This window comes from Hymenobacter sp. R533113, from assembly GCF_056835965.1.
The window spans coordinates 887098-902941 of record NZ_JAKWBD010000013.1 but is presented as its reverse complement, the minus strand read 5'-3'; the positions used below and the strand labels follow the sequence as shown (position 1 = coordinate 902941).

The following is a 15844-nucleotide window of genomic DNA, read 5'->3' as shown; positions in this document are numbered from 1 at the left end:
ACTGATTAATAAGAATGTGGATAATATAAATAGGATGTGCCAGCCAGTGCACCAGCGCGTAGCCTTTATAGCTGAAATACAACTGGCAACACCATCTTTTGCTTCATCGGCTGCCCTTTGTAGCGGGCGGGCGTCCACTTGGGGGCCGTTTTGATCAGGCGCAGTGCTTCCTCATCGAGGCCCGAGCCGAGGCGCTTAATCACCTTGGGCTCCACGAGTGAGCCGTCTTTTTCCACAATAAACTCCATCATGACACGGCCTTCCACTTTGCGCTGACGGGCCAAGGCCGGGTATTTCTGATTTGCCTGAATCCAGGCAAAAAAGGCCTCGGTGCCGCCTACGGGCCGAGCCGGCTCGTCGGGTTTTACCAGTGTGGGGCCGATCGTTGGAGTCGTTGCGCCGCCCATCCCACTGACAGCGGTAGCGCCGGGCTCGGCGGCCGGAATGGCAAACGAGACGGGCACCGTGACGCGCTGCCGCACTTTTGCCCCCCGGTGCTGGGCCGGCGTCCACTTTGGCCCGCCTTTAATCAGGCGGATAGCTTCCTGATCCAGCTCCGGGTCGAGGGGCTGCGCGACGGCTACATTAGAAATAACTCCCGATTTCTCCACCACAAACGTGACAGGCGCGGTGCCCTGCACGCCCCGCTGCAAGGCAGCCGTCGGGTAGCGCTGATTGTCGGCCAGATACTGCGCGTAGGCCTCTATGCCGCCCACGGGCACGGCAGGCTGGGCCACACTGTCGTAAATCTCGGCGTCGTCGGGCTTGGGGGCTTTTAGTTTTTGCTGGGCGTGGACGGTAGAAAGACCGGACGTACTTAGTGCTAACAACAAACTCAGGCGAAGAATGGGGTGCAATAGCGACATAACAGTAGGAGCAAAATGGAGAGTTAGGCCGCGACAACAACCGCACCAGCGGTCCCGCTGGTTCATTGGGCCAAACTTAACCGCCATTTTGACTAGTAAGCTGGTCGGTAAAAATGACAGCTAAACGGCGCTCGGCGGGTTAGAGAGTTTAGCCCGCCGAACATGCAACTTCTTGGGTAAGGGCAGGCTCTGCCTAATAAAGACACTAAAACTAAAAGAACTAACCATGCTGCTCCGACTAAAAATGGTATTCCTGAATGCTCTGCTGCTAACATCGGTCATGAGCTGCGACGACACGCCGATAGTAGACCTGGTTACGGTGCGCTACCAGCAAACCCAATGCGCCGATCCTTGGAGCCCATCTGCCCGCCTCAACGACCCAGTGGAATTTTCGGATGCCGCCGTGCGCTACGTGCAGCGCACCTACGCTATTGGCCTGCGCAATGTCAGGACCGACGACCGACGGACCACGGACGCGGCCGTGTGCCTGGCCTGTACTTGCCCTAGTGGCCTGAATTTGTACGCGGAAGTAACAAGCCTGCAAGCCAGGACCTTGGCCGAGGCTGGTTTTCAACAGCGTTAGTAGGCGCGCATTTTTGGCTGATTTATGGTCGGAATGGATGATTAAATACAGAGCGGCTACATTTGAGCTTCTGCTCACCAGTCGCCTGCCTGTGCCCCAACCTGCTGCCTTTCGCCCCCTCTCCATCGCGCCCGCCGACGTATTTACCGACAATCTGGCTGCCCACGCCAAGCAGGAGCAGTACTACGGGCGGCGCCACCAGGCGGTGGCCTGGGTTCGGGTGCTGGTGTTTGTAGCTGGGGCGCTGGGGGGCTATTATCTGTTCAGCAATGGCCGCAACGTGGCCGGGCTGGCTTTTGTGCTGATCCTATACGTGGTGTTTGTAGTGGTGATGCGCTGGCATAGTCGCCTGGGGTATCGCTACAATCACTACCGCCTGCTGGGCGTTATCAACCAGGAAGAGTTAGCACGGCTGGGGGGCAAATTAACGCAGTTCGACGCCGGCATGCGCTACCTGGAGGCCAGCCACGCCTACGCTGCCGACCTCGATGTGTTTGGTCCGCATTCGTTGTTTCAACTCCTGAGCCGGGCCACCTCGCGCCTGGGCCAAGACCGGCTGGCCGACTGGCTGCGGCAAGCGGCCACGCCCCCGACCGTGCTTGCCCGCCAAGCTGCGGTAGCCGAGCTGGCCCCCGATGCCACCTTGCAGCAGGAGTGGCAGACCCGCGCCCGCCACTTCCCGCGCCAAACCGACGACCCGCGCCGCTTTGCTGACTGGCTGCAACAGCCTGATTTCTTCGCCGACAAAGCCTGGCTCAAAGCTGCCTTGTTCGTGCTGCCGCCACTGGCCCTTACCAGCGCGGGTCTATGGCTGTCGGGCTACTCGTTTGGGGTAGTTGTGCCATTTCTGGTGTTGCTGGGGGGCATTAATCACTACTACCGCGCGGCCCGCGACGACTACTTCGAGCACAGCGACAGTATGTATGATGTGCTGCGCGCCTACCGCGACCAGCTGGCTTTACTCGAAACCCAGACGTTTACATCGCCTCAGTTAGTAACGCTGCACAACATCGTGGCAGCGCCGGGCGCTGTTCCCGCCTCCCAGCTTATCGGCCAACTGGCCAGCATTGTGGCCTATTTCTCTATGCGGCAGAGTACGCTGGCGGCGTTTTTTGCCAATAATCTGCTGTTCTGGGACTTCTTCTGGATGTGGCGCCTCGAAGGCTGGAAGCGGCGGCTGGGGGGCAAATTGACGAGTATGCTCGATGTCGTGGCTGAAGTGGAAGTGCTGGTAAGTCTGGCGGCGTATCAGTTTGCCAACCCTGGATACACAGTGCCCGAGCTTAGCAATGAGGAGCTGGAGGTTACGGCTGAAGGCCTGGGCCACCCGCTTATCTTCGCCACCGAGCGCATCACCAACGATTTCAGCACGGTAGGGGCGGGGTGTACGGGCGTGGTTACGGGCTCTAATATGTCGGGTAAAACTACCTTTTTGCGCACTATAGGCGTGAATATGGTGCTGGCGTTGGCCGGTGGTGCCGTTTGCGCCCGCCGCCTGCGCCTGAGCCCGGCCCAGGTGTACACGGCCATGCGCACCCAGGATAACCTGGCCGAAAGCACTTCTTCTTTCTACGCCGAGTTGAAGCGCCTCCGCCTGCTGCTGGAGCTGACGGCCTCGGGCACGCCCGTTTTCTATCTGCTCGACGAGATTCTGAAAGGCACTAACTCCCGCGACCGGCACCGCGGGGCCCGCGCCCTTATTCACCAGCTCCACCAGCGCCCCGCCAGCGGCCTCATCAGCACCCACGATTTGGAGCTGGGCGCTCTGGCCGACGAGCTGCCGGGCGCCGTTACCAATTACAGCTTCAACAGCACCATTGAGGGCGACGAAATCCGGTTTGATTACCACCTTACACCGGGGTTATGCCGTAGCTTCAATGCCAGCAAGCTAATGCAGCTCATGGGCATCGATATTAAGGAGTGAAATAGTGAGTGGTGAGATGGTGAGTTTGATATTCAGTTTGCGCCTTGAGAACGTCAAACTCACCATCTCACCATCTCACCATCTCACCATCTCACCATCTCACCATCTCACCATCTCACCATCTCACCATCTCACCATCTCACCATCTCACCATCTCACCACTCACCATCTCACCACTCACCATTTCACCGCCGCAGTGTACGTTCGCAATAATATTCGCTGGCGCGTCGTCTGGAAGTTCTCCTGGCGTAGCGTGTGCATATTTACCCTCCACGCCTTCCTGGTGTGTGTAGTGTATGGTCCGCTGGATTTTAAATCAGTTGCTATACCATGGCAGCCCGTGGCTACGCTTGGTATAGCCGTTTCCTTTTATATCGGCTTTAAAAATAATGGCTCCTACGACCGCTTCTGGGAAGGGCGGCAGCTGTGGGGAGGCATCGTAAACTATAGCCGCTTGTGGGCAGTGCAAGCGCTGGAGTTCGTTACTTCCCGCGTAGATGCCCCCGACGTAGAAGCCCCCAAAGCCTCGGCCCAGGAACTGACTGAGCGGCACCGCCACCTAGTACACCGCCAGATAGCCTGGTGCAACTCCGTACGGTTGCAGTTGCGCCGCCAGGTAGCTGACTATTGGGATGCCGATGTAGCCCCTTTTCTGAGCGCGGAGGAAAGCGAAAACCTTCGTGATTTACAAAATCCGGCGGCGCACATCATTCGGCTCCAGGCCGCGGAGCTACGGATTCTGCGCGAGGAGCGGGGCCTGCTCAACGACTTCCAGCACATGCGCCTCATGCAGACGTTGGAAGAGTTTTATAATCTGCAGGGCGGCTGTGAGCGAATCAAGAATACGCCCTTTCCGCGCCAGTATGCTTACTACAGCTTTGTCTTTGTCTGGCTGTTTTCTACGTTGCTGCCCTTAGGCCTGATTAGTGAGTTCGCCCAAATGGGCCCCGATCATATCTGGCTCACTATTCCGTTTTCGGTGCTTATTTCCTGGGTGTTCAACACCATTGAAGTAGTGGGCCACACCAGCGAAAATCCCTTTGAAAATCAGATGAACGACGTGCCCATGACCAGCATCTGCCGCACCATCGAGATTGACCTGCGCGAAATGCTCGGCGAAACCAACGTCCCGAAAAAACTGGAGCCAGTAAACGACATTTTATACTAGAAGCCCAGTAACCAGAGTACTTTGTAAGAAGAAAGCTGAAAACACCCATTTAAGCCAGCTTCTGGCACTAATCTTAGCTTGCGGCCATGCCCGATTTTCGTCTGCGTGTTTTTCAAGCGGTGGCGCGTCATCTAAGCTTTACTAAAGCTGCGCAGGAGCTGTTTATCACGCAGCCGGCCATTACCAAACATATTAGGGAGCTGGAAACGAGCTACGGCCAGCGCCTCTTTGAGCGGCGCGGCAACCGGGTAAGCCTTACCGCCGCTGGTACGCTGCTGCTCACCCACGCCGATGAGGTGGAGCTATTGCACGAGCGCCTGCAAAACCGGCTCCACGCCCTGCACGATGAAGCCGCCGGCCGCCTGCGCCTGGGAGCCAGTACCACGCTGGCCCAGTATGTGTTGCCGCCCATTTTGCCCGGTTTTCAGGCCCAATACCCACGCGTGGAGCTAACGCTGCTCAACGGCAACTCCGAGCAGATTGCCGAAGCGCTGCTCAGGGGGCAAATTGATTTGGGCTTTGTGGAAGGGCAGGTTAAGAACCGCGACCTCCATTACGAGCTGCTGCTCGACGATGAGCTGGTAGCCGTTCGTTGTGCCCATCCTGAAAAAAGCCCCCCAAGCCCCTGCCTTTAGCTGTGGCCCTTCAGCATCCGCTGGTCCTGCGGGAGCGCGGCTCTGGCACGCTCGAAGTGTTGGAGTATGCTTTGCGCGCTCATAAAATCAAGCTGTCAGACCTGAACGTTGCCCTTTATCTGGATAACACGGAGGGCATCAAGTCCTACCTGGAGGCTGCCCCTCTTTGCTTGGGCTTTGTGTCGCGGCGCGCTTTGATGAAGGAAGTAGCGGCTGGCTGGCTGGAAATTGTGCCTGTGCAGGCGTTGCACCTCTCCCGGCGCTTTGAGGTAGTCTGGGTGCAAGGTCAGCCTTTAGCTGCTCAGGCTCAGCGTTTTCTGACCTATGCTCATCGTCACATAAAGCCGTATTAATAACTTATAGTTATTAGTAATAATCAATTTTGATTATCAAATGCGGCTGGAGAACGTTGTTCTGGAGCAGAGCTTGCAACGCTTTGTTCCATGAAAGTTACCCGCCCTTTAGTTTCACATTCCGCCCGCTCAGAAGCAGTACAACCTAGTGCTGCCTTATTTCTTAGCCAACCACTTACGGTATTTGGCTATCCTCTCACGCCGCAAAAAGTCCTTTTCTGGCTGGGGCTAGTTTTCTGCCTGACACCCTGGGCCTCACCGCCGGTAGCCTTGGCTTTGGGCTTATTAGTGGCTTTGTTGATCGGAAATCCATTTGCCGTTCAAACTCACAAATACACCAGTAAGCTGTTGCAGTACTCCGTGGTGGGGTTGGGCTTTGGCATAAACGCCAGCGCCGCTGCTCAGGCCGGGCGCGAGGGTTTTGTATTTACCATCGCCACTATTCTGGGGACACTGGTGCTAGGGTATGGAATGGGTCGCTGGTTGGGAATTGAGCGCAAGACGGCTCACCTGATTTCGTGCGGTACCGCTATTTGCGGCGGTAGCGCCATTGCGACGGTAGGGCCGATACTGCAAGCCGAAAAATCGCAGTTTTCGGTGGCGCTGGGCACCGTATTCGTTCTCAATTCGGTGGCGCTGCTGCTGTTTCCAGCCTTGGGCCACGCCTTGCAAATGACTCAAAACCAGTTTGGCTTGTGGTGCGCCATTGCCATTCATGACACCAGCTCGGTGGTTGGCGCCGCCAGTCACTACGGCGACCAGGCCTTGCAAGTGGCTACTACCGTGAAGCTTTCGCGCGCACTTTGGATAATACCGGTAGCGCTGGGTACTGCCTTTTTGTTTAAAACGCCGGGGACTAAAGTCAAGCTGCCTTACTTCATTCTGGGCTTTATCGGTGCCATGTTGCTCACCACCTACGTGCCGGCTTTACGCGGAGCGGGCGCAGTGGCGGCCCAGGTAGCGAAAGTAGGCCTGACGCTGACCCTGTTTCTGATTGGGGCTGGCCTCTCGATGGAGGTTGTGCGCAAAGTGGGAGTCCGGCCGTTTGGGTTGGGCGTACTGCTGTGGCTTGTCATTTCGGTTACCTCGCTGTGGGTAATTCTGCACACCGTAGCCTAGAATTTATAAAAAAGCCCCCCAGCACTACGCTGGGGGGCTTTTTTGTGGGTGCGGATATGTGTTGTTACTCTTTTGCAGGCTTCTTGCGGCCGGAGCCGCTTTTCTTGCCACCTCCGTCTTGCTTATTGACGGTGGCCCAAGCCCGGCGTTCAGCCTCATCTTCCGACAGGCCTTGCTTTTCGTAGCTTTCCTCGATGTGTTCGGCCTGACGCCTCTGCTTGTCGGTGTAAGCCGATTTGTCTCCTTGTGGCATGATAAAAATGGTTGATGGGGAAAAGAAGGGAGCGGCACAGCCGTATACGCGACCTTCAGATATAGGGGTTTCACGATGGTAAAAGCCGTTGTTGAGCGCAGGCTGACTATCTTCGCCTATTCGTCAGAAAATGCCCCCAGCCATGCGCCACGTAGCCGATATTCCGCACCCTGATGCCAAAATCACCCTTTTCTCCTGGAACGGCAAGTACCTTATTAAGCTGGAGAAAGGGCCTTTGGAGCAAACTTATAAGGTCAGCGAAATGGACCTGACCGGCGGCGACGCCGAGGTACGCACCCTGCTCGACGATGAGTTTCTACAAGCTGCCGTGCAGCGCTTCGAGCACATGCGCCAGGATCTGCACGCCACCTTCGAGCGCCACGACATTTAAGCCCACATCCTATGAAAAAACTATACACGTTTTTGCTCCTGGGGAGCTTTTTTGGCCTTTTGTCCCAGCCCGTGGCTGCCCAGCTCTATGATGTACGCGACGGCACCGTCAGTTTTGAGCGCAAAGAGCGGGAAGCCCTGAAAGTGCAGGTCGACGGCACCGCCCAGTGGCTGCGTGACTACTGGCAGGCCTGGCTAAAAGACAGCTACAACATTCGCCTGAAGGGCGACGGCACCTTCGGTGTGGGCAAAAAAGACTTGCTGATAGCGAAGCAGACGCCCGTGTCCAGCGTGTCGGGCAATCTACTTGACTTGTACTCCAGCATCGTTGCCCCAGCCGACACCGTAGCCGAGTTAGCTGTTTGGGCTACACTGGGGGGCAATTCTTACCTATCGGCCACCCAAACGCCCTCGGAATATGCGGCTATGCGTACCATGATCCAAAGCTTCGCGGCAGCGGCCCGCATCAAAGCTTACCGAGACCAAACAACGGAGGCAGAGAAGCTAGTAAAGGAAGTGGAAAAAGAGCGGGAGAAGCTGAAAAAGAACATCCAAAACCTGCAAGCCAACACGACCAGCAACCTGGCACGCATCGAAACGCTCCAAAAGCAAAACACAGAAAATACCCTCAAAGCCCGTCAGGATTCGGTTAAATTAATCACTAACGCGCAGCAACTGGAGTTGCGCAAGCTCCGGTTGGAACGACGACGTGATCGTCTGACCACACTTGAACGTAAGTAGGTAGCAAATGCGTTTTGCCGTTGCTTTTGCTTCGGTTTATTTGCCGCTTTTGCCCTATGGAAAACGAGCCTTCTGCCCTTGCTACCCTGCGCCAGCTGAAAGAATGGCTGGATGCGGGCGCCATCACGCCCGCAGAATTTGAAGTGCTGAAACGCAAGCTGCTCTTCAGTGATACGAGCGAGGCAACCACTGCTCCAGCTGCCTCACCGCCTGCGCCGCCAATTCCGCCGCCTGCTCCGGCTCCGGCCGCTTCCGCCGTACCCACGCCTCCAACCGTGGTGCCTGCTCCCGAGCCTCTGCCGCCACCGCCACCTTCTTGGGAATTCAAGCATGATCCTACGGTCACAGTTAGGCCGGTAGAAAATGCGACGGTGCCTCCTGTGATAGCCTCACCGCCGCGTGTAGAGCCCACACCGCGCCCAGCCGCCGCGATTCCGCCTGTGCCTCCACAGCCACCAGTAACTCCGGTAGTACCGGTGCCACCCATCGTGCCGACGCGCGAACAAAGCCAGGCTCCACCCAAAAGGCCGGCTCCCCCAATTGACACCTTTACTCGCCCCGTTGAGATGGTGAAAGTGGGCTCCTCATCCTACCGCGACGCCGACTCGCTTACGCCCGCCGAACCGCAGATTTCTGACAGTCGCCGCCCCCGCCCGGCTATTCCGCCGCAGTCCGGTCGAAGTCCACTGGCCACAGTCCTTATCGTGGGGGGCATTTTAGCCTTACTTGCTTTAATTGCTTACCTCGTGATGGATGATCGGGAGTCGGAGCGACTTACCAGCCTGTCGCGCTCCGGCGCCGATACCGTTAATGTTGTGCCGGAAGTTGGCCCTCAGGCCCAAGCTGAACAGCAAGAACTCCCGCCTATAACCGATACTGATACGGCACGGGTGACGCCCGCTTTACCGGCCACACCTCCCGCGGCGACCATCGATTCCGTTCGTCGTACTCCGGTACCGGCCGCGCAGGTGCCTGTAGTATCCGCTCCTACACCTTCAGTGCCGGAAAGGGAGGAGCCTGCTAATACCTCGTCACCGGTTACTGCCCCGGAGGATAGCCAAGCTACCCCGACGGAGCAGACGCCGCCCACTGCGCCGGCACCAAGGGCGAAAGTGGGGGAGGTAGAAGCGAAGGTTCGTAGCGCGCTTAGCTCGTATTATGAGGATTTGAAAGCGCCGCCTTTTAATGCTGCTCAACATTTTGCGCCCACTGTCGAGCGGTTCTACACCTTGCAGAATACTACACCAGCCGCCATCAGCGCAGAACTGGATCGGTCGCACTTCCCGGAGTTTTTGCAAGGTGAAACCCAAGGGGTACCCGGCAGCCTCTCTATCAGCGAACCGGTTCGGGATGGCTCACGAGTTGTCACCTATCTGGAAAAAAGTCGGGCGTTCCGCAAATCACGACAACAGCATCAGAACACTACGGCGCAAGTGCGCATCCGCTTTGACCGCGACTATAAAATTGTGTATCTGCGCCAAGAGCGACTACTGGAAAACACGTTTTCGGAGTAAATTTGTGCTTGATTATATAGCACTTGGAGGCCTGCACCCCTGTGTGGGCCTTTTTCGTTTTTGCTCTTCGTGTAATGCTAGTTTTTGTGTTAATGCACAGTTGCCGCCGACTCGGCTGGCTTCTATTATTGAGTGTGCTTTCTTCCTGTTTAGGCGTCATTAAGCCGGTTCGGAACTTCACAGCCTATAAGCTCGCCCCCGCGCCCGATTATGCGCAGCAGGCTAGTTGGGCGGCGTTGCCTACCCGCCGCGATTCCGCCGATGCTGTACCCAAAAACTCAGGCTTGCGCGACCAACAAGCTACCGCAGCCGCCGATGTCTTTTTCATCCACCTCACGACGCTCATCCGTCCGCACGGATGGAACGGTTCCATCACTGATCCAGCTTTAAACCTCTTCACTGATCAGTTTAGTATTCGTCGCCAGGCATCGGTTTTTAATGCCGCCGGGCGGATATATGCTCCCCGTTACCGCCAGGCAGCCTTATACAGCTTCTTCGACGCGGACAGCAGTGCGAATGCCAATGCTGCTTTAGCCTTAGCTTACAAAGACGTAAAAACTGCTTTTCAGTATTACCTGGAGCATTACAACCAAGGCCGCCCCATCATTCTAGCCGGGCATAGCCAGGGGGCATTTCACGCCCAGCGCCTCCTTCACGACTTCTTCGACCAGGACCCTAAGCGCCGTGGCCAGCTAGTAGCCGCATATCTGGTAGGCTTCAAAGTAAATCCGGACGCTTACCAAAATCTCCGTCCCTGCGAAGACTCTACCCAGACCAACTGCTTTATCAGCTGGAATACCGGCGAGTGGGGCTACAGCTACGAACCTTACCGTGACGCTCTGGCCATCAACCCCCTTACCTGGACCCGCGACACCGCTGCCGCGCCCGCATCCCTAAATAGAGGCAGCGTGCCGCAATCCTTCAACCGCATAGATATGGCTGTCGCCGATGCCAAAGTGCACGATGGCGTGCTTTGGGTGCACCCGCCCGCTACTTCGGGCTATCTACGCTTCCTGATTCCCGGCCGCCCCGAGCTACGCCATTCCTTTCACATTGCCGATTACGGACTGTACTATATGAATGTGCGCGAGAATGCTGTAGCGCGGGTAAAGGCGTGGCAGTTTAAAGATCAGCTTTGATTCAACTCAAGTAGGCGGTCCTCGAATATCTGTTTGAAATGGCTGACTGCAATTGCTGGATTGCGTTCGTTGAAATAGTCAATGTTTTCCCAGAATCGCTGCTCATCAAAGTCTACAAAATCATTGGATGCTGTTAAAGCAAAGTTGTGTAACAGATAGGCTATGGCTCCTGCATAGTTGATATACTTGATACGCTGTTGCTCATTCATCGAGTCTGCGGTATTATCAGCCGGAATTGTGCGAATGTCTAGCAGGAAAGCATAGAGCAAATACCGATAAGCTTTTTTTCTGTTTTCTTCCATAATGCGCAAGTAATCAAAAAGCCCCCCAGCAATCTGCTGGGGGGCTTTTTTTATTATCACGGCTAAGAAAGCTTAGCCACCAATAACTACACGCTTGAAATCAGTTACCGTCATGCCTTTCTGCTTCTTGTCGAGCAGTTGAGCGATGGTTACTGAGTTGTCTTTCACGAATTCCTGGTTCAGCAGAGTGTTGTCCTTGTAGAACTTGTTCAGCTTGCCTTGGGCAATCTTCTCCAGCATAGCTTCGGGCTTGCCTTCGGCGCGCGCCTGCTCTTTGCCAATCTCGATTTCACGCTCAACAGTAGCAGAATCAACACCTTCTTTATCTACGGCTACGGGCTTCATCGCTACGATCTGCATCGCCACGTCGCGGCCAACTTCGGTTACGTCGGCACCGGCTACATTCTTCAGGCCAACGAGTACGCCTTTCTTGCTGTCGGAGTGGATGTAAGAAGCTACTTTTTCAGCCGTCAGCGTGGCGTAGGTTACGTCCAGTTTCTCACCGATTTTACCCATCAGGTCGGTGATGTGCTCTTGCACGGTCAAGCCATCAGCTTCTTTAGTAGCCAACAGGTCTTCCTTCGTGCCAGCGTTGGTACGCACGGCCGCGTCCAGAATCTGCTGGGTCAGCTCGCGGAAGTTAGCCACTTTGGCTACCGATTCCGTTTCGCAGGCCAGCGCAACCAGCTTGCCAGCGGTGCCATCTTCGCTTACCTGTACGAGCACGAGGCCTTCGGAAGTAGCATTGTCCGCACGCTTGTCAGCGATTTTCTGGCCTTGCTTGCGCAGAATGTCACGAGCGGCTTCGAAATCGCCATCAGCCTCGGTCAGAGCCTTCTTGCAATCCATCATGCCCGCGCCAGTCATAGCGCGTAGCTTGTTCACGTCTTGGGCGGTAATTGCTGCCATTTCTTTTTTAGGAGTTAGTAGCTAAAAGCTAGGAGTTAGAATCTTACTAGGGGAGGACGGTATGCAAGAAGCTAGGAGCTAAAAGGTAGAATCGAAGGGCAGATTGCCAGCATCACAGATTCTATCTTCTAACTCCTAGCTTCTAGCTCCTCAGAAATTATTCGTCGGCGGCTTGCTTTTCCTTGATGCCTTCCTCTTCGGACTGCTTCTTGTCAGCTTCTTCCTTGTCAACTTTGCGCTCCGACAAGCCTTCTTCGATAGCCTTGCTCATTGCACTTACGATGAGAGAGATAGACTTCGAGGCGTCGTCGTTAGCAGGAATTGGGAAGTCAACCAACTCAGGGTTAGAGTTGGTATCGCACATAGCGAATACCGGTATACCCAGCTTCTTGGCTTCTTTTACAGCAATGTGCTCACGCTTTACGTCGATTACGAACAGAGCAGCGGGCAGACGGCTTAGGTCGGCAACGCCACCTAGTACGCGCTCCAGCTTCTCCCGCTCGCGCGACATCATCAGACGCTCACGCTTAGCCATGGCCGCATAAGCAGTATTCTCTTTTACCATCTTGTCGATGGTAGTCATCTTCTTCAACGACTTACGCACCGTAGCGAAGTTGGTGAGCATGCCACCCAACCACCGGTCGGTTACGAAAGGCATTTTGAGGCGCTTGGCCTCTTCGGTTACTATTTCCTGAGCCTGCTTCTTGGTAGCAACAAACATTACCTTCCGACCGCTCTTGGCGATATTGCGGATAGCGTTGGTAGCCTGATCCAGCGAAGCGAGGGTTTTGTTCAGGTCAATGATATGGATGCCGTTCTTCTCCATGAAGATGTACGGCGCCATTTTTGGATCCCACTTGCGCGTAAGGTGACCAAAGTGGGCACCCGCGTCGAGCAGGTCTTTATAGCTGGTGGACTGAGCCATGATGAATTTCCTCTGGTTTTAGCGTTTTGAGAACTGGAACGAGCGGCGGGCCTTACGCTTACCGAACTTCTTACGCTCCACCATGCGGGGGTCGCGCGTCATGAAGCCTTCTTTCTTAAGAGCCGGCCGTGATTCGGCGTCCTCGCCTACCAGCGCTTTAGAAATGGCTAAGCGAATGGCTTCGGCCTGAGCCGAGATGCCGCCGCCGCGCACATTTACTTTCACGTCGTACTGCCCGAGTTTCTCGAGCGTGGCGAAAGGCTGGTTCACGATGTTTTCCAGGAGCTCGTTGCCAAAATAGGCCTTCATTTCCCGGTCATTGATAGTGATATTCCCTTGCCCGGCCTGCATATAGATGCGGGCCACCGAGGTTTTTCTTCTACCAGAGGTGTTGGAGATTTCCATTAAAGAAAAGTTAGAAAAAAATACGCAAGCCGTCGTGGCTTACAGTTTGTTCAAATTGGCCTCCACAGGCTGCTGCGCAGCGTGGGGGTGCTCAGCGCCCTCATACACGAATAGGCTGCGGAATTGCTCGCGGCCCAAACGGTTGTGAGGCAACATACCGCGTACGGCATGCTCAATCACCCGAGTCGATGACTTTTCCATCACCTCACGCATGGTTTTGCGCTTTTGACCACCAGGATAACCCGAGTGCGAGATGTAGATTTTTTCAGTCATTTTCTTGCCCGTCACGCGCAGCTTGTCAGCGTTGATAACGATAACCGAGTCGCCGCAATCAGAGTTGGGCGTAAACGAGGGCTTGTGCTTGCCGCGCAGGATGTTGGCAATCTGGCTGGCCACGCGACCCAGCGGGGCCACGCTGGCGTCAACGACAACCCAGCCCTTGTTGGCGTTGGCTTTGTTGACGGATTGCGTCTTGAAGCTCAGATGATCCATTGGGAAGAAGGTAAGCGGTTGGAAATGAGAATAGAACGGACCAGGGTCCGGGAAAACGGACACAAAGTTACCGCCTTTCGACTGATATGCAAGGGTGAGGTTGATATTTGTGCCTGAAACACAGAAGCTAGAGGTGAGACAGGAGAAGTGAGAGGCAAGGCTTTATGGCTACAACGTAAGGTTATTCAACAGAATCTTACCTCTCACTTCTCCTGTCTTACCTCTCTATTGATTTACTGAAGCTGACGCATATTCTCCACCAGCACCCGGAAATCCTTCGGGTAGGGAGCTTCCACGGTTACTTCTTCGCCATCAAGACGGGCGAACGTAAGCTTGGCGGCGTGCAAGGCAAAGCGCTTGATAAATGGCTGCTCTTCTTCGCCGGCTTTCATGTTAAACTTCTTTTTCAGCGACGACAAAAAGAACTCTTCACCTCCGTACAGCGTGTCGTTTACAATGGGCGCCTGCAGATACATCAGGTGCAGGCGAATCTGATGCATGCGGCCGGTGACAGGCACGCATTGCACCAGCGTATGCTTAGCAAACGTTTCGAGCGTGGTGAAGTAGGTTTCGGCCGCTTTGCCTTTATAAGCCAGTCGAGCCTTGCCTTTGGTCGTCGTTTCGATGCTGCGGTCTACCAGCTTATTGTCGAAGTGATGGACACCCCAGGCCACAGCATGATAGTTCTTTTTACCTCCCGGTTCTCAAATTGCATGGAGAGGTGGCGGTACGCCTCCGGGTTCTTGGCCAAGGCTAAAGCACCAGACGTTTCCTTGTCCAGGCGGTGGCAGGCCTGCATATCGGAGTGGTACTGGCGCGCCATGCGCAGAATGTTGGGCGCACCGCCCACGCGCTCGTCGAGCGTGGCCAGGAAAGGCGGCTTGTTGATAACGATGTAATCGTCGTCCTCAAACAGAATAAGGTCTTGAAAATCGGGTTGCTTCATAACGGGCCGCAAAGGTACGAAGCAATGCACGCTTTACAGCTTATGCGATGATGACCTTATGCCCTACATCTGGGGCACTCCCGTAGCCTTTGCTGGCTTGCGCGGTTTCACAAGCTTAAACTCCAACGAGGTACCATGCCCAGCCTCACTATGCACTCGAATAGTCGACTTGTGCGCTTCTACAATATGTTTGCTAATGGCAAGGCCCAGACCCGAGCCGCCGGAATCGCGGGAGCGGCTTTTGTCGATGCGGTAGAAACGCTCAAAAATGCGGGTTTGGTGCTGCTTTGGAATTCCCTCGCCATCGTCGCGGACGGAAATGCGGACGGCTTTGGTGGTTTCGGCAAGCATGACGGTTACATGGCCGGCCTCACGACCATATTTTATGGCATTATCAATCAGATTGACGAGCACTTGCCGAATGCGGTTGCGGTCGGCTAGCACTAAAGTGCCCTCCGCCGATTCATTCGGCAGGATTAACTCCAGCGTAACCTGGCGCTGAGTGGCTTTGGATTCCAGCTGCTCGAATATCTCACGGACTAACTCGGCCAAATCGAATGCCTGCCGTCGCATCCGGACTACGCCTTTCTCCAGCTGTGATATTGTCACTAGATCCTGCACCAGCGCATCGAGAGTATCGAGGCTGGTAGCAGCTTTCTTGAGGAACTTCTGGCGCAGAAACTCGTCGTCCATGTCGCCGTCCAGCACGGTGTGCAGGAAGCCTTGGGCGGCAAAAATGGGCGTTTTTAACTCGTGCGATACATCGGCCAGAAACTCGCGACGAAGCGTTTGCAGGCGTTTTAGCTCGTCTATTTCCCGCTGTTTGCGCTCGGCCATTTGCAGAATCTCATCGCGCATGCGCTTCAGTGGCTCGGGCCGAAATAAGAACTTATTCGATAGCCTTCGAAATTCCTTGCGCTTAACGTTTTCCAGGCCAGCGTAGATATTATTGATTTCGCGAAAGATCAATGCTTCAAACGCCAGATACACGAGCAGAAAGCAGGCTGCTACGGTGATACCCGCGGCCAGAAAGGCTTGCTGAAAAGGCAGCGTCGGCACCGTCCAGGCGAACGTGACGAGCACCGACGCCACGAGCAAGGCAATCAGAATGGCAATCGAGCGAGACGAGAAATCCATGTCATTTAACAATTATCAATTAACATTTAACAGCTGTCCTCTC

18 protein-coding genes and 1 pseudogene are annotated in these 15844 nt (G+C 55.2%); 10 read left to right on the top strand and 9 right to left on the bottom strand.

The window, feature by feature from the left end; all coding sequences use genetic code 11:
- Positions 1 to 65: 65 nt before the first annotated feature.
- Positions 66 to 866 carry a TonB family protein gene (locus MKZ35_RS13055; protein WP_482513706.1) on the bottom strand — a complete coding sequence of 267 codons (801 nt, stop codon included), beginning with the start codon at positions 864 to 866 and terminating at the stop codon, positions 66 to 68.
- Between the two features lie 226 nt (positions 867 to 1092).
- On the opposite strand from MKZ35_RS13055, the gene MKZ35_RS13050 reads away from it, so the two are divergent.
- From MKZ35_RS13050 to MKZ35_RS13025, 6 genes are all read left to right on the top strand, one after another.
- Positions 1093 to 1449: a hypothetical protein gene (locus MKZ35_RS13050; protein WP_482513705.1), complete on the top strand. Its 357-nt coding sequence runs from the start codon at positions 1093 to 1095 to the stop codon at positions 1447 to 1449.
- 37 nt (positions 1450 to 1486) lie between these two features.
- Entirely contained in the window at positions 1487 to 3373 is a 1887-nt protein-coding gene (locus tag MKZ35_RS13045) for a MutS-related protein (protein WP_482513704.1), read from the top strand.
- 37 nt (positions 3374 to 3410) lie between these two features.
- Positions 3411 to 4541 carry a bestrophin family protein gene (locus MKZ35_RS13040; protein ID WP_482513703.1) on the top strand — a complete coding sequence of 377 codons (1131 nt, stop codon included), beginning with the start codon at positions 3411 to 3413 and terminating at the stop codon, positions 4539 to 4541.
- A gap of 86 nt (positions 4542 to 4627) precedes the next feature.
- Entirely contained in the window at positions 4628 to 5176 is a 549-nt protein-coding gene (locus tag MKZ35_RS13035) for a LysR family transcriptional regulator (protein WP_482513702.1), read from the top strand.
- 2 nt (positions 5177 to 5178) lie between these two features.
- The gene (locus tag MKZ35_RS13030) at positions 5179 to 5529 is read left to right on the top strand and encodes a LysR substrate-binding domain-containing protein (protein WP_482513701.1); all 351 of its coding nucleotides are present in this window, start codon (positions 5179 to 5181) and stop codon (positions 5527 to 5529) included.
- Between the two features lie 90 nt (positions 5530 to 5619).
- A complete protein-coding gene (locus MKZ35_RS13025; protein ID WP_482513700.1) occupies positions 5620 to 6648 on the top strand; it encodes a YeiH family protein in 1029 nt (342 codons plus the stop codon).
- Positions 6649 to 6712: 64 nt separating this feature from the next.
- Here the strand turns inward: MKZ35_RS13025 and MKZ35_RS13020 are convergent, their stop codons facing one another.
- Positions 6713 to 6901 carry a hypothetical protein gene (locus tag MKZ35_RS13020; RefSeq protein ID WP_482513699.1) on the bottom strand — a complete coding sequence of 63 codons (189 nt, stop codon included), beginning with the start codon at positions 6899 to 6901 and terminating at the stop codon, positions 6713 to 6715.
- Positions 6902 to 7031: 130 nt separating this feature from the next.
- Here MKZ35_RS13020 and MKZ35_RS13015 point away from each other — a divergent pair, with 130 nt between their 5' ends.
- The 4 genes from MKZ35_RS13015 (at position 7032) to MKZ35_RS13000 (ending at position 10685) form a co-directional block, all read left to right on the top strand.
- Positions 7032 to 7292 carry a hypothetical protein gene (locus MKZ35_RS13015; RefSeq protein ID WP_482513698.1) on the top strand — a complete coding sequence of 87 codons (261 nt, stop codon included), beginning with the start codon at positions 7032 to 7034 and terminating at the stop codon, positions 7290 to 7292.
- A gap of 11 nt (positions 7293 to 7303) precedes the next feature.
- Positions 7304 to 8032, top strand: coding sequence for a hypothetical protein (locus tag MKZ35_RS13010; RefSeq protein ID WP_482513697.1), 729 nt, complete (start codon positions 7304 to 7306; stop codon positions 8030 to 8032).
- Between the two features lie 56 nt (positions 8033 to 8088).
- Positions 8089 to 9546 carry an SHOCT domain-containing protein gene (locus tag MKZ35_RS13005; protein ID WP_482513696.1) on the top strand — a complete coding sequence of 486 codons (1458 nt, stop codon included), beginning with the start codon at positions 8089 to 8091 and terminating at the stop codon, positions 9544 to 9546.
- 134 nt (positions 9547 to 9680) lie between these two features.
- Positions 9681 to 10685 carry a DUF3089 domain-containing protein gene (locus tag MKZ35_RS13000; RefSeq protein WP_482513695.1) on the top strand — a complete coding sequence of 335 codons (1005 nt, stop codon included), beginning with the start codon at positions 9681 to 9683 and terminating at the stop codon, positions 10683 to 10685.
- On the opposite strand, the gene MKZ35_RS12995 is transcribed toward MKZ35_RS13000, so the two are convergent.
- From MKZ35_RS12995 to MKZ35_RS12965, 7 genes and pseudogenes are all read right to left on the bottom strand, one after another.
- Positions 10676 to 11047, bottom strand: coding sequence for a hypothetical protein (locus tag MKZ35_RS12995; protein WP_482513694.1), 372 nt, complete (start codon positions 11045 to 11047; stop codon positions 10676 to 10678). The genes MKZ35_RS13000 and MKZ35_RS12995 overlap by 10 nt on opposite strands.
- A gap of 12 nt (positions 11048 to 11059) precedes the next feature.
- Positions 11060 to 11896, bottom strand: a complete 837-nt coding sequence (tsf, locus tag MKZ35_RS12990; protein ID WP_482513693.1) for a translation elongation factor Ts — start codon at positions 11894 to 11896, stop codon at positions 11060 to 11062.
- A 157-nt stretch (positions 11897 to 12053) separates the two neighbouring features.
- Positions 12054 to 12821: a 30S ribosomal protein S2 gene (gene rpsB / locus MKZ35_RS12985; RefSeq protein WP_482513692.1), complete on the bottom strand. Its 768-nt coding sequence runs from the start codon at positions 12819 to 12821 to the stop codon at positions 12054 to 12056.
- 18 nt (positions 12822 to 12839) lie between these two features.
- On the bottom strand, positions 12840 to 13226 hold the full coding sequence (gene rpsI, locus MKZ35_RS12980; protein ID WP_084446168.1) for a 30S ribosomal protein S9: 387 nt from the start codon (positions 13224 to 13226) through the stop codon (positions 12840 to 12842).
- Positions 13227 to 13265: 39 nt separating this feature from the next.
- Complete coding sequence (gene rplM / locus MKZ35_RS12975) at positions 13266 to 13718, bottom strand: 50S ribosomal protein L13 (RefSeq protein ID WP_133271712.1); 453 nt, start codon at positions 13716 to 13718, stop codon at positions 13266 to 13268.
- A 233-nt stretch (positions 13719 to 13951) separates the two neighbouring features.
- Positions 13952 to 14664 (bottom strand): annotated as a pseudogene (locus tag MKZ35_RS12970) (RluA family pseudouridine synthase).
- Between the two features lie 63 nt (positions 14665 to 14727).
- A complete protein-coding gene (locus MKZ35_RS12965) occupies positions 14728 to 15801 on the bottom strand; it encodes a sensor histidine kinase (RefSeq protein ID WP_482513691.1) in 1074 nt (357 codons plus the stop codon).
- Positions 15802 to 15844 lie beyond the last annotated feature (43 nt).

Coding starts and splice junctions, on each gene's coding strand:
- MKZ35_RS13020 (WP_482513699.1), bottom strand. CDS start 6,901: ATGCCACAAGGAGACAAATCGGCTTACACCGACAAGCAGAGGCGTCAG.
- MKZ35_RS12965 (WP_482513691.1), bottom strand. CDS start 15,801: ATGGATTTCTCGTCTCGCTCGATTGCCATTCTGATTGCCTTGCTCGTG.
- rpsB (WP_482513692.1), bottom strand. CDS start 12,821: ATGGCTCAGTCCACCAGCTATAAAGACCTGCTCGACGCGGGTGCCCAC.
- MKZ35_RS13025 (WP_482513700.1), top strand. CDS start 5,620: ATGAAAGTTACCCGCCCTTTAGTTTCACATTCCGCCCGCTCAGAAGCA.
- MKZ35_RS13005 (WP_482513696.1), top strand. CDS start 8,089: ATGGAAAACGAGCCTTCTGCCCTTGCTACCCTGCGCCAGCTGAAAGAA.
- MKZ35_RS13015 (WP_482513698.1), top strand. CDS start 7,032: ATGCCCCCAGCCATGCGCCACGTAGCCGATATTCCGCACCCTGATGCC.
- MKZ35_RS13010 (WP_482513697.1), top strand. CDS start 7,304: ATGAAAAAACTATACACGTTTTTGCTCCTGGGGAGCTTTTTTGGCCTT.
- rpsI (WP_084446168.1), bottom strand. CDS start 13,226: ATGGAAATCTCCAACACCTCTGGTAGAAGAAAAACCTCGGTGGCCCGC.
- MKZ35_RS13050 (WP_482513705.1), top strand. CDS start 1,093: ATGCTGCTCCGACTAAAAATGGTATTCCTGAATGCTCTGCTGCTAACA.
- MKZ35_RS13045 (WP_482513704.1), top strand. CDS start 1,487: ATGATTAAATACAGAGCGGCTACATTTGAGCTTCTGCTCACCAGTCGC.
- tsf (WP_482513693.1), bottom strand. CDS start 11,896: ATGGCAGCAATTACCGCCCAAGACGTGAACAAGCTACGCGCTATGACT.
- rplM (WP_133271712.1), bottom strand. CDS start 13,718: ATGGATCATCTGAGCTTCAAGACGCAATCCGTCAACAAAGCCAACGCC.
- MKZ35_RS13055 (WP_482513706.1), bottom strand. CDS start 866: ATGTCGCTATTGCACCCCATTCTTCGCCTGAGTTTGTTGTTAGCACTA.
- MKZ35_RS13035 (WP_482513702.1), top strand. CDS start 4,628: ATGCCCGATTTTCGTCTGCGTGTTTTTCAAGCGGTGGCGCGTCATCTA.